This window comes from Pseudonocardia sp. Cha107L01 (genome assembly GCF_052566575.1).
Genome location: NZ_CP199579.1, coordinates 7122851 through 7136252 on the forward strand (window position 1 = coordinate 7122851; position 13402 = coordinate 7136252).

8 protein-coding genes and 1 pseudogene are annotated in these 13402 nt (G+C 66.2%); 2 read left to right on the forward strand and 7 right to left on the reverse strand.

Features of this window, described 5'->3' with window-relative positions; translation table 11 throughout:
- The 3 genes from ACTXG6_RS33535 to ACTXG6_RS33545 form a co-directional block, all read right to left on the reverse strand.
- A complete protein-coding gene (locus ACTXG6_RS33535) occupies positions 1 to 2322 on the reverse strand; it encodes a bifunctional lysylphosphatidylglycerol flippase/synthetase MprF (protein WP_445183393.1) in 2322 nt (773 codons plus the stop codon).
- A gap of 643 nt (positions 2323 to 2965) precedes the next feature.
- Positions 2966 to 3283 (reverse strand): hypothetical protein, encoded by a 318-nt coding sequence (locus ACTXG6_RS33540; RefSeq protein WP_445183394.1) that lies wholly within the window; start codon positions 3281 to 3283, stop codon positions 2966 to 2968.
- A 614-nt stretch (positions 3284 to 3897) separates the two neighbouring features.
- Entirely contained in the window at positions 3898 to 6780 is a 2883-nt protein-coding gene (locus ACTXG6_RS33545; protein WP_445183395.1) for a UPF0182 family protein, read from the reverse strand.
- Positions 6781 to 7010: 230 nt separating this feature from the next.
- Here ACTXG6_RS33545 and ACTXG6_RS33550 point away from each other — a divergent pair, with 230 nt between their 5' ends.
- Complete coding sequence (locus ACTXG6_RS33550; protein ID WP_445183396.1) at positions 7011 to 8408, forward strand: IS1380 family transposase; 1398 nt, start codon at positions 7011 to 7013, stop codon at positions 8406 to 8408.
- A 309-nt stretch (positions 8409 to 8717) separates the two neighbouring features.
- On the opposite strand, the gene ACTXG6_RS33555 is transcribed toward ACTXG6_RS33550, so the two are convergent.
- From ACTXG6_RS33555 to ACTXG6_RS33570, 4 genes and pseudogenes are all read right to left on the reverse strand, one after another.
- Complete coding sequence (locus ACTXG6_RS33555) at positions 8718 to 9005, reverse strand: hypothetical protein (RefSeq protein WP_445183397.1); 288 nt, start codon at positions 9003 to 9005, stop codon at positions 8718 to 8720.
- 131 nt (positions 9006 to 9136) lie between these two features.
- Positions 9137 to 9859: a DUF4873 domain-containing protein gene (locus ACTXG6_RS33560; protein ID WP_445183398.1), complete on the reverse strand. Its 723-nt coding sequence runs from the start codon at positions 9857 to 9859 to the stop codon at positions 9137 to 9139.
- 459 nt (positions 9860 to 10318) lie between these two features.
- Positions 10319 to 11374 carry an alpha/beta hydrolase gene (locus tag ACTXG6_RS33565; protein ID WP_445190164.1) on the reverse strand — a complete coding sequence of 352 codons (1056 nt, stop codon included), beginning with the start codon at positions 11372 to 11374 and terminating at the stop codon, positions 10319 to 10321.
- An 887-nt stretch (positions 11375 to 12261) separates the two neighbouring features.
- Positions 12262 to 12879 (reverse strand): annotated as a pseudogene (locus tag ACTXG6_RS33570) (UPF0182 family protein); the annotation flags it as partial.
- Positions 12880 to 12963: 84 nt separating this feature from the next.
- Here ACTXG6_RS33570 and ACTXG6_RS33575 point away from each other — a divergent pair.
- The gene (locus ACTXG6_RS33575) at positions 12964 to 13281 is read left to right on the forward strand and encodes a hypothetical protein (RefSeq protein ID WP_445190165.1); all 318 of its coding nucleotides are present in this window, start codon (positions 12964 to 12966) and stop codon (positions 13279 to 13281) included.
- The last annotated feature ends 121 nt before the right edge of the window (positions 13282 to 13402 follow it).

The window sequence follows — 13402 nt, forward strand, 5'->3', positions numbered from 1 at the left end:
CTAACTGAACGGTATTGGGGCTAAGGGCGCCCCGGACAGGCTGAGCAGCTGCGCGCCTTCCTCTTGGAACCGGACGGCGGCGGAGGCGATGAGGAACTCCATGACGCCTCGGAATCCGCTTGCGCGTCGGCGCATGAAGTCGAGTGTCCAGCCGGTGATCTTGCCGTCGGTGTAGATCGGTAGCCAGCTGGTGATGCCGTGGACCGTGCGATCGGTGTCGATAGCGATCAGGCAGCGCACCTGCTCGTCGGCGAGTTCTTCGAGGCCACCGAGGGTGAAGCCCATCTCGGGGAGGCCTTTGTCGGCGACCCATTCCTCGGAGATGCTCCGGATCTGGTCGCTGATGGCCAGGGGCGCGTGGCGGTAAGCGATCCATTCGGCGGTGATGCGCGCTTTGGAGGCATTATTGAGCGCGGTGCGCACGTCCTGCCACTTCTTTCCGGTAAACGCCAGGCCGTCGAGCGGAACGACGGTCTCCTCGGCGACCTGCACGGTGTGCCAGCCCAGCGATTCGGTGTGTGCTCGGGTTGTCTCGCCCACGCTGTACAGGCATGGAGTCCAGGCCTGTTCGCCGCAGAACCGGGCGAAACTCTCCACCGCGCCGGCCCGGGCGTCGACGTCGCCGAACGGCTCACCTGTGGTCAGGGCGATGCGTCCGATGACGCGGTAGGCGATCCCCGCGCGAGCCGAACTGTGGGCGTGGGCGTTATGTGTGCCGGTGCTGTCTGTGGTGGCGTCGTGGAACCAGTAGTTGTTGCCGGCCCAGGTGCTGAGCCAGGACAGCGTCGATCCGCCGGGCCCGGTCAGCAGCTCGCGCGCGAGCGCGGCGTCGCCAGTGGCGACCTGAGTACGGCGCAGGACCCACAGCGACGCGCCGATCGCGACGGCCCAGAACAGCACACCGGTCCACTCGTAGAGCGCGGTGGCCATCGGGGTGACCGGCAGAAAGGTGATCTCCAGCTCGCCGAGGTACCCCGGCGGCAGGAACCGGGTTGGGAGATCAGCGAGCAGGGCGGGCCAGGTCGGCGCCGGGCTGAACTCGGTACGTCCGAGGTGGGCGCCGACCAGGAAGACGGTGGACGTCGTGGTGAAGGTGGCGGCGAGGATGGCCGCCCACCGGCGGTAGGCGCCTCGCGGTGCTTCGATGCGGTAGTGGGATCGGGTAAGCAGCAGCAACACCACGACAGCCAGCGGTTGCCCGACGCTGGCCACCACCGCCGCGTGGAACTGTGCGTCGCTGGCGCCCCCGAACGCGACAAGTCGCTCAGCCGGACTTGTCGCGGTGAGGACGGCCAAGACTCCACCCGCCAGCGCAAAGAGGGCGTTCATCGCAAGCGCTGCCCACCACGCGATCCTGCGGCCTCGGCGCAGCCCATCGGCGAGCACAAGCAGCAGCAACGCCGGCAGGATCGACATGATCGCCGGGCCGATACCGCTGAGGCGAAGCCGGAATCGCAGGCTCAGGCAGTCATCCACGCTTGCCGGGTCGGCACAGGTTGCTTGGACCGCGGCGAGCTCTGGTGGTGGCGCCAGCACCAGGAAACGCAGCACTGACAGCGGCCCGATGGCCGTTCCGGACACCGCCGCGAGCAGGGGTCCCACCGCCGAGGCGGCCAGCACTAGCGCGACCAGCGTGCGCGTCTCCGCGGCGGACACGGCCAGAGCCGGACGCCGGACGCGGCGTCCGAGCGCCACGGGCCCGATCACGAGCCCAGCCAGGCCGCCGGCGAGGCGGAGCACATCCTGCAACGACCCCGAGTACAGCGCCAGCATGACTAACCCGACGAGCAGCATGACGCGCAACCGTCGCCGCCAGAGCGCGCCGAGGCGGGTGCTGGCCGCCAACGCCACGCCCACGACCGCGGTGGACGGTCCGACCGCGATCTCGGAACCCAGCCGCTGCGACCATACCTCGCCGGCTCGCGCTCCCAACGCCACCAACGCGATTCCCACGCTGGACCCCAGCATCTGAGTCGCTAGGAGCAAGATCGCGGTGCGGGCCGAGCCGATACGGTTTTCGAACGGCGCCACCAGCACCAGAAGCAACGCCGATGTCATGAGGTAGCTGACGGTCCCGCCGCACCACAGCCCGCTGGACAACACGCTCCACCACCGGCCGGCCGCCAGTCCTGGGAGGCTGATCCCGATCGTCTCGCGCAGCGCCGGTGCTGGGCCCGTGAGCAGGCTGTCGGTGCCCGCGCCCACCAGCGCCACAGCGACAGTCACACCGATGGTGACCGGGGCGCGACGCAACAACCGCGCCCCCTGGCGCAGCGGTGCGGCGGCGCCAGCCCGGGTGAGCGGTTGCGGGGCGGCCGTCATGGGGCGGTCAGGTGTAGCCGAGCGGCCAGCCATGGCAGTGAGGTCTCCAGTCCGGGGGCCCAGACGCGCCAGTTATGTGCGCCCGCTAGTTCGTGGTACTCGATCCGCATGCCGGCGTACCGCGCGGCCCGGTCGACCAGCTGAGCTTGCGGCCGGTACATAGCGTCATCACGACCGACGACGATCGTACCGGCAGTACTCGCGTAACGGCGCCTGGCCAAGACATCCAAGGGATTGACCGCCGCGAACGCGGCGCCGTCACCGCCGAACGTGGCCGCGTGTAAGTGGCCATCTCCTCCTGGCATGACCCTCACCTCAACGGTGCTCACTGTCCCCGCGGAACGTGTGTACGCGATGAGAGGGGGCGCCTGGCCAGTCCGGGACAGACAGGCGAGTCGATGGTGCCCCCGCTCAGTTCCCGATGCCGGAGAGGCGGCGAATGTGCACGACTAGGACGTCGACCTGTCCTAATCCACGTCCGGCAAACCCGGATCGCAGCCCGGGACCCAGAGTAGCCGCCTAACAGGCCGCCCGAGCCGGTCATGATCAAAAGTCACCGGAGCTCACCGAGCGAACTGACTCCGTACCGCGATATTCGCGACTGGTGTGTGAGACGGATTCGAAGCCGGGTCCTGCCATCGCATCACAGGCTGCCGAGCAAGTTGCCGCTGCCGCTGCGGTTGTTGTTGTATCCGTTATCGCTGTTATCAGTGCCGTTGCCGCTGCTATCAGTACTGCTGTCACTGCTGTCACTGCTGCTGTCACTGCTGTCACTGTTGCTGTCACTGCTGTCACTGTTGCTGTCAGTGCTGTTGTCAGTGCTGTTGTCCAAGCTCGGATGGGCACTGTGGCGACTAGCATGGCGGTTGATGTGGCTACCAGTATCGGCGTAGGCAATGCCCGCAGCACCAAGCGTCGCTATAGCGGCGGCCACGCTAGCGATGATGATTTTCTTCAACATGTAAGGTTTCCCGTCGGTTGGCGCACACGCCGCGAGCCCGCAGCGACCCGCGCATATGAACAACCAACGAGTTGGGCATCCTCTGGATACGACTTCTCAGAGAACTAAACTATTTTTGTCCGCCCGACCCAGCGGGAGAATCCGTGCGAGTTACGCAAGCGTGAGTCGACCGTCCATGCCCAACGTGGTGCAATACGTGATCAAGTCAGCGAGGCCAACAGTGTGCGCTAGATTAAGTGACTGATAACGCACGGCAATCGAGTTGCTGTCGCCGCTACCGTAACGGCCCACCGCGCCACGAAATAACCACTCACAACCAGTCCACTCTAAGCTTGCAAAGAAACCCTTGACTCGGAGTCAGGCGGCCTTCTTGCTCGCTGGGTGGCGGGTTCGGGGGCCGGCGGCGGCACCCTTGGGCGCCCGGCCCGCGCTAGCACCGCGGTCGCCCCTCCCACAGTAACCCGGGCACATCCCGCCCCGGAACCCTGAGCGGTGTCTCTGTGACCGGCACTGGGCACCGCTACGCGGCAGGCAGCAGCCCGTCGCCCCGCACAAGCGGGGCCAGCCCCACCGCCAGTTCCAGCTTCATCAGCACCCCACGGCGTCCGTTTCGGTCAGTGGGTGGCGGGTGGGGCGTTGGTGGCGGTCCGGAATTGTTTGATGGCTTTGTCCAGATCGGCTAGGGCATTGCCTTGTCCGGTGAAATCGCCTGACTGCTGGGCCGCGCGCAGCCGGTCCAGGGCGGCGTTGATATCCGATATGGCGCCGTGGAGCGGTCCGGGCGTTGATGTTGCGCCGGCTGGGGGTGCGGGGCTACCAGCGGTCGGAGTCGGGCTCAGCTGAGTCGCTGCGCCGGGACCGAAGACCTGGTTCAGCGCGACGTCCAGCCGCGCGTCGTAGCCAATTTTACCGCCGAAGCTGACCAACACCCTGGCCAATTGCGGGAACGACGACTCCTGGTTGGCCCGCTCGATATAGATCGGTTCCACGTAGAGCAGGCCGCCGGCCACCGGTAGGGTCAGCAGGTTGCCATAATCAATCGTTGTTTGATTTTGTTTGAGCAGGTTGAGCTGTTGGCTCACCTGAGGTAGCGACACGAACTGGTTCTGCGCCTGTTGCGGTCCGGGCGTCTGGGTGTCCGTGGGTAACTGCAGTACCGTGATGTGGCCGTAGCTGCCGGGATCCGAGCTGGCTGAGACGTAGGCGGCGAGGAACGGTCGCTGCAAACTGACCAGTGGGCTGGTCAGCTGGAAACTCGCACCCTGCTGCCCGGGCAGTCCGGCCAGCACATAATAGGGCGGCTGGAGAGTTGGGTTCGGCCCGCTTGCGGCCGCCGTCGGGTCGGACGGAACATTCCAGAAGGAAACGGTGGAGAAGAACTCGGCCGGGTTGTTCACGTGATACCGGGCGAGCAGCTCGCGCTGAACCTCGAACTGGTCCTGCGGGTAGCGGAAGTGCGCCCGCAGGTCGGGGCTGATGTCGCTGGTCGGTCTGATCGTGCCGGGGAAGGCCTTCGTCCAGGTCTTGAGCACCGGGTCTTTGTCGTCGAAGGCGTAGAGGTTCACGGTGCCGTCGTAGGCGTCCACGGTCGCCTTGACTGAGTTGCGCAGGTAGCTGACGCTCTTGTTCGGCAGGCGTGGCACGCCCGGCAGTGTGTCGGCGGTGGCGTCACCCAGGGCGATGTGCTCAGCGTAGGGATAGTTCTCCAGTGTGGTGTAGCCGTCGACGATCCACTGGATCCGGCCGCCCACCACCGCGGGGTAGGGGTCGCGGTCCAGGGTCAGCCAGGGCACCACCTGTGCGACCCGGTCCCTGGGGTTCCGCACGAACAGGATCTTCGAGTTGGCGTTGATCGAGCCGTTGAACAGGATGTTCTGTTCGCCGTAGGACATAGCGAACACCAGGCGGTTGAACAGGTTGCCCAGCGGCACCCCGCCCTTGCCGTCGTAGGTGATCTGGTCGGTGTCGCTGTCGTACTCGCGGGGTGGGACGCCCGGTGCGGCGCCGACGATGGAGTAGTCGGTGATCAGGCGCCCGTAGTAGATACGGGGCTGGCTGACCGGGATGTCGCCCTTGGTGGTCGTGTCGCTGACGGTGAAGTTCGGGTAACCCCCCTGGCCGGCGGCGGCGTCGAGTGCGGAGTTGACCTGGTTGGCCGGTGCGGCGACGAACCCGTTGCCGTGGGTGTAGACCATGTGCTGGTTGATCCAGTTGGTCTGGTTGCCGGTCAGGGCGCTCGTGTCTAGCTCACGTGCCGCGACGACATAGTCACGGACCTGGCCGTTCACTTTGTAGCGGTCGATGTTCAGTTGCTGGGGGAAGCCGTAGAAGTTCTTGCGCTGTTCGAGCTGGGTGAAGGTCTTGGCCAGCTTGCTGGGGTCGAGCAGTCGCAGGTTGGAGATCGTCGCGGTGTCGGCGCCCACCTGCGCGGGAGTCGCATCCGTCCGGCCCGAGTAAGCGATGTACTTGACCTTGTCCGGGGTGAGCCCGTAGGCGGCCTGGGTCGCCTCGATGTTGCGCTGGATCGGTATCGCCTCGCGCACGTTCGCGTTCGGCTTGACCACGAACTGTTGCAGGACGGCCGGCCAGGCGGCGCCGATCAGCACGCTGGACAGCACCAGCAGCGCGATCGCGATCGACGGCAGCTGCAGGTTGTGCCGGAACACCGCGGCGAAGAACGCCGCCGCGCAGATCAGCGAGATGAACAACAGGATGATCTTGGCGGGGATCACCGCGTTCAAGTCGGTGTAGCTCGCGCCGCTGAACACCCCACCGTTGTCACTGGAGGAGGACAACAGCGTGGAGTACCGGTCCAACCAGTAGGCCACCGCCTTGAGCAGCACGAAGACCCCGGCCAACACCGCCAGCTGGGCCCGCGCGGCGACCGAGACCTGACCGGCCCGCCCGGCCAGGCGCACCCCGCCGAAGATGTAGTGCGTGATCAGCGACGCCACGAAGCACAACGCCACCGCGACGAACATCAGGTCCAGCACCCAGCGGTAGAACGGCAGCTGGAAGGCGTAGAACCCGACATCCATCCCGAACACCGGGTCGACCGTGCCGAACGGTGTCGAGTGCAGGAACATCTGCGCGGTCTGCCAGTCGCCCTGCGCGGCCAACCCCGCGATCACCCCGATCACCAACGGCACCCCGATGGCGAACACCCGCAACCGCTGGATGATCACCGTCCGGTACCGGGCAACCGGGTCCTCCGGGCCGCTCACCGGCACGAACACCGGCCGGGACCGGAAAGCCACCGCCAGCGTCGCCGCGAGCAGCACCGCGAACACCACCGCCACCAGCACGAACTGCACGATCCGGGTCAACACGATCGTGCTGAACACCTGCCGGTAGCCGACCTCGCCGAACCACAACCAGTTGACGTAGTAGTCCAGCAACCGGGAGCCGGCCAGTAAGGCGACCAGCGCGACACCGCCGACGACAAGCAGGATCCGGGTCCGCCGGGACAGCGCGGGAGCCCCAGTGGGGGGCGTCATCGCCACGAGACACACTCCGAAATCGTCGCCCAACCTAGCCAGTGTGTCTGACTACCCACCGGGCGGCTATCCCACTACCCCGATAGACAGGGAAGCCCACTCAGACTTTAGCCTGGATCCGCAGACGAGCTGCGTCGGAGAGCAGCGTGTGAATGACGAAAGTGCCTCCTGAGCTGGGATAATGGGTGTTCCTAGGCACCGAAGATCCGAACTCGAGAGAGGCACTTTCAGTGCGAGTCTCCCATAGGTTCACCGCCATGTCCGCGCGCTTCGACGAGGACAATTTGGTGTCCTATGCGGGGCTGGTGCCGCTGCTGGGGCTGGCCGAGCAGACCCGGCTGCCGGAGATCATCGCCGAGAAGGTGTCGATCAAGACACCGCGGATCAAGTCCGGGTCGGCGAACCCGGCACCCAAGCTGCTCACAGTGATCGCGGGGATGTGCGTCGGCGCGGACAGCATCGATGACCTGAACGTGCTGCGCGCTGGCGGAATACCGATCGTGGTCGACCACGTCTACGCACCCTCGACACTGGGCACCCTGCTACGCGAGTTCAGCTTCGGACATGCCCGCCAACTGGAGTCGGTGCAGCGCGAGCACCTGATCGGCTTGGCCGCACGCACCGAGCTACTGGCCGGCATCGACCAGCAGGCGTTCATCGACATCGACTCGCTCCTACGACCGGTCTATGGCCACGCCAAACAAGGCGCCTCCTACGGCCACACCAAGGTCTCCGGGAAGCAGGTACTGCGCAAAGGGCTGTCGCCGCTGGCCACCACGATCAGCACTCCCACCAGCGCACCGGTGATCGCCGGGATGCGGCTACGGGCAGGCAAGACCGGCTCGGGCAAGGGCGCCGGGCGGATGATCGCTCAGGCCATCGCCACCACCCGCGCCATGAGCGCGGACGCCAACATCCTCGTGCGCGGCGACTCCGCGTTCGGCAACCGCGCCGTGGTACGCGCCTGCCGACGCGGCAAAGCCCAGTTCTCCCTCGTGATGACCAAGAACGCGGCCATCAGCCGAGCTATCGACTCCATCGCCGAAGACCAGTGGACTCCGGTGCGCTACCCAGGCGCCGTCCAAGACCCCGACACCGGCGCCTGGATCTCCGACGCCGAAGTCGCCGAAGTGCCCTACACCGCGTTCGCCTCCACCAAGGATCGGATCACCGCCCGACTGGTCGTGCGCCGAGTCAAAGACGCCCGCTGCCCCGACGCCTTGTTCCCGGTCTGGCGCTACCACCCCTTCTTCACCAACACAGACCTGCCCACCGTCGAGGCCGACATCGTCCACCGCCGCCACGCGATCATCGAAACCGTGTTCGCAGACCTGATCGACGGACCTCTGGCCCACATGCCCTCCGGGCGGTTCGGCGCGAACTCCGCCTGGGTGCTCTGCGCCGCGATCGCGCACAACCTGCTGCACGCCGCCGGCACCCTGGCCGGCGAACGCCACGCCGTCGCCCGCGGCGCCACCCTGCGACGACAGATCATCACCGTCCCAGCCCGACTGGCCCGACCCGCTCGCACACCAATCCTGCACCTACCCAGCCGATGGCCCTGGGCCCCAGCATGGCTGCGGCTCTGGCAGGCCACCACCAACCACAGCCCACCAACACCGGCCTGACCACACCACCCCGACAACCGACCCACCAGTGGAAAAGCTGGGCAGACCACCGAATCACCCACGCCCCACAGCAGAACCTAGATCAACAAACCGGACTTCCGGCGACCAAGATCACCTAGGCAGGTCGCTCCCCGGATTCAGGTTTAGGCCTCGGCCGGGCACTGCCGTGGTTGCTGTCGCCGTGTCGTTTCACGGAGGTGCGCTCTATACGTGGTGGAGCCCTGTAGTGCAGCGACGGGTTCCCTCGCTCAACTGTTCGGCCGTGGAGGTGGTGGTGTGGTGGGGACGCTGGCCCACCACCCACGGGTTCTACTTCTTCTGCAGCACGTAGCGGTTGTTGACCTTCGTGCAGGTGAAGCCGTACTGCTTGTAGGAACTGGCCTGCGCCTGCTGGCACTCCTGCCCTGGCTGAAGACACTTGGCCTGGCCATTGATCGTCGCCGCCGTGTACCCGGCGGCACAGTTCTTCGCGGAGGCGGAGGCACTCGAGGAGGACTTCGAGGAGTTGTTAGGGGAGCTAGCCGACTTCGAACCGCACCCGGCCAGCGAGAACACCAGTACAACGGCCACCGACACCAACGTCAATACATTCTTCATGAAAACCACCTTTTACCACCACCCGTGGTGCAACCAATCCGACACGCCGCATCACGACAAATTGCCAGAGAGATCGTTTCGGGTTAGTACGGATTTCTTTGACATCCCACTTACCTGAACGCTTCTGTGATTTACCTACCCGCCTCACGAGTGGTGACTCGCTTGCGTGGACTCGCGGCCGCGCGGTGACATCCTTCGGTTGCTTCGTTCCCATGTTCGGCGTGTCTACCGGCACCGGAGGATGGGCGCGGAGATCGGAACAGGCGGTGGTCATCTGGTGCTCCGAGCCAGACCCGCCATTTCGAACGGGATGTCCGTGTGCTCAGGGGCGGCCCCTCGGCCCTGCGTTCCGCAGCTGAATGCCTGATCTGGACACACGTGGCAGCATCGTCGCAGGTCACCGTGTTGGAGTAGGACTGAAACGGCGGTGAGTGACGCCGCTGGTCGTCGGTGGGCTGCCGCGGGTACGGCAGCTGTACGGCCGCGGCGGGGTCACCCGCAACTACCTCAATCGCAGCTGCAGCGCCCGAGTCTCCAGCGCCGCGCATGAAACCACGGATGCTGATGCTGCAGGTTGACCAGGTCGTCTCGGGGCTGGGCATGAAGTTGCCCTCGCCGCCGTCCGGGAACCGGATGATCAGACCGTGGACGCTCATTCCGTTCATGGCCTCGCGTAGCTGGCTACGGTCACAGCGGTCGAGATGCCCGGTCCAGGTTGGGCAACCCTCAGGGTCGGTCCTTGATCGCAGGTTCACCGTCACGTCGATCTCGCCCCGCCGGGAAACGATCGTGGCTGGCCCGTTGTAGCCGGCCATGTCCACCTCTTCCTGGTCCCGCTTCTGAATGGTTTCCATTGTCCCTGCGGAATGTGTGTAGGCGATGAGAGGCGGTCCGCATCCGGTTACGCGAGCAGTTCCCTGCTGTGGAGCCGCTTGACAGCGTCATCGGACGAGGCGCCGACAATGCCGTTCATACCGCTGAGCGGCCGCGGCGACCATTTGTGACGGATGTCGTAAACCGTACGGTGGGGGCATATGCCAACCCCCCACGTGGCGCCCCCGAACACTGGTGGGCGGGGCGGGTGCGTCGCCGCCACACCTGCTCCGGCACGCCGGCCAGCACGTAACCCGGCTCGGTAGCGAGCTTCATCACTGCCTCGATCAGGTCCATGTCGTTCGTGGTCTGTCCGGTAGCGGCGACCACTCCGCCGGCGCCACAGCGACAGTCACACCGATGGTGACCGGGGCGCGACGCAACAACCGCGCCCCCTGGCGCAGCGGCGCCAGCCCGGGTCAGTGGTCGCGGGGCGGCCGTCATGGGGCGGTCAGGTGTAGCCGAGCGGCCAGCCATGGCAGTGAGGTCTCCAGTCCGGGGGCCCAGACGCGCCAGTTATGTGCGCCCGCTAGTTCGTGGTACTCGATCCGCATGCCGGCGTACCGCGCGGCCCGGTCGACCAGCTGAGCTTGCGGCCGGTACATAGCGTCATCACGGCCGACGACGATCGTACCGGCAGTACTCGGGTAACGGCGCCTGGCCAAGACATCCAAGGGATTGACCGCCGCGAACGCGGCGCCGTCACCGCCGAACGTGGCCGCGATCGTGCGGGCTCGGTCGCCGAACGTGGGTTCAGCTTGTCCGGAGATGTCGAGAAACGTCGGGTAGACCGTCGGTGTGTTCACGGCCAGTTGCAGTGCGCAGGTCCCGCCACCGGAGAATCCCGCGACGGCCCAACCGCTCGGCTCGGAATCGATTTGCAGATTGGCCCGGATCCAGGCCGGGACATCGACGCTCAGGTAGGTCTGGACGTTGCCCAGGCGGGAGTCCATACACAGCGGGTTAGCCAGCGTCCCACCGAGCATGTCCGGCATGATCACCACCGGGGCCAGGCCTGAGTGGGCGGCGGTGAAGCGGTCCATCATCACTGCTAGGCGCCCACCATCGAGCCAGTCCCGGGCCGACCCCGGCTGACCACCAAGCAGTACCAATACCGGTAGCCGCGCCCGAGGAATGCTCAGATAGGCCGGAGGCAGGTACACCCAGCCGGTCCGCGGGTGAAAGCCCGACACCGGCGCCGGGATCCTCACCTCGGAGACCGCACCTGATCGCGGCATTCCCGGCGGTGGCCGCCATATCAGCGACAGCGGCCGCTGGGGTGGCCGGGAGATCAATGTCGGCTGCCGTGGCGAGACCTGGGCAAAGTCGATCTGATCTGTCTGCCGCAGGCCCAACGCGGACCGCAACGTCGGGAACTCACCGAAATAACCATTGACCTGATTCCCCGCCGCCACGATCACGCACGCGGCGGCGAGACAAACCAGCGCACGACGCCGCCACGTCGCCCACCAGCTCTGAGCCGCGCCCAGCCCCACCGCGGCCAACGCGCACCCGAGCGAACCCCACACCGCAGCCGGCAGCCGGTCGGGGAACGGCCGTACAATGCTGACCGCGAGCGCGGCGATACCCACACCGGCCGTGGCACCGAGGACCACCAGCGGCACCGAGCGTGACCACCACGGCCGATCCCAGCGGCCCACCAGAAGCATCAGCAGCGCGGCGCCGCCCAGCGCGGTCACGAACATCGGAATTGCGCCAGTCAGCAACGGCCAATCCAACACAACAATCACAGTTCTCGGGTCAGACCCCCTTTGTGTGTCCTCGGGTGTGCTCAGAGTTCGTGGCGATTAGCAACAGCGGACCGTAGCCGAGGTCGCGTGCGATCACGGTAAGACCGACCGGGCCGCGGTCGTAGCGAAATCCAGCCCGGCCGCGTCCACCACACCCCACCCTCGACGGACAAGGATGTAGGCAGCCTTTGCGGAGGAGTTCGATGAGGTTCCCCTCGCCGATCTGGGCCTGGTAGAGGTCGAGGTTCATCCGCAGGTTCGGGCTGTCCACCGCGCGCACAGGGCGAGTGTGGCGGCGGCCCGGGCGAACGGGGTGCCGGGGTGGTCGACCGCGAGGTTGAGGTTCTCCAGGGGGTGGACACCCGTCCGGTTTGTTCGCCGAGGTGGGCGATACGGCGCAGCGTGTCGGCCGCGGTCAGCCACATATTGGATTGGGCTGACCGTGCAATGTTCGTTGCGTCGATTCGGTTGCTGCCGCGGCGGTGCGCGGTCACCGGCTGTTCACCGCGGGCACGGTCTAGGTCGTGACACCGATCCCGCCACCGTTTCAAGGCCAGACGGTGCGTTTCCAGGCCGGGTCCTCCCAACAGGCCGACAATCCCGGCGGAGCCCAGGACGGCGGCCGGGTCCTCTATCGCCTCGCGCACGTTCGCGTTCGGCCGGACCACGAACTGCTCCAGGACGGCCGGCCAGGCGGCCCCGATCAGCACGCTGGACAGCACCAGCAGCGCGATCGCGATCGACGGCAGCTGCAGGTTGTGCCGGAACACCGCGGCGAAGAACGCCGCCGCGCAGATCAGCGAGATGAACAACAGGATGATCTTGGCGGGGATCACCGCGTTCAAGTCGGTGTAGCTCGCGCCGCTGAACACCCCACCGTTGTCACTGGAGGAGGACAACAGCGTGGAGTACCGGTCCAACCAGTAGGCCACCGCCTTGAGCAGCACGAAGACCCCGGCCAACACCGCCAGCTGGGCCCGCGCGGCGACCGAGACCTGACCGGCCCGCCCGGCCAGGCGCACCCCGCCGAAGATGTAGTGCGTGATCAGCGACGCCACGAAGCACAACGCCACCGCGACGAACATCAGGTCCAGCACCCAGCGGTAGAACGGCAGCTGGAAGGCGTAGAACCCGACATCCATCCCGAACACCGGGTCGGCGGTGCCGAACGGTGTCGAGTGCAGGAACATCTGCGCGGTCTGCCAGTCGCCCTGCGCGGCCAACCCCGCGATCACCCCGATCACAAGCGGTTCTCGGTCGTGTAGCGAACAGCTGACCCGCTTCGTGATCCGCCGATCGACCCCGTTCTGCAGTGGAAACTCAGTCCGACCGACCTGGCCTCGCTCGACAAGTGGGACGAGTACACCGAGGCCAAGGAGGCGACGCTGTTCTACACAGACACCGCCGACGCCCTCTGGACCTTGATCAAGAGCAATGACAAGAAGCGCGCCCGGGTCGAGGCCATGCGCTACGTGCTGAGCCTCTTCGACTATCCGGGCAAGGACCCGGAGATCGTCGGGACGCCCGATCCGAAGATCGTGGGCTCGCGCCCTGTCGATCTTCGAACACGACGAGCCCGAGCGTTTCCCACCGCTGAACTACCTGAGTCCGACGAGGTGAGCAGTGCGGTGGGAACGCCCACCACGTCGTGACCTTTGCTGACGGCCGCAGCTACGTCAGTCTCACTCCAAGTCTCATTCGCGTGTGATCAGGTCGGTTCAGCTGGCTCGGCAAGAGCGCTTTTACCAGGCAGAACGAACCGGAGAACGCGCT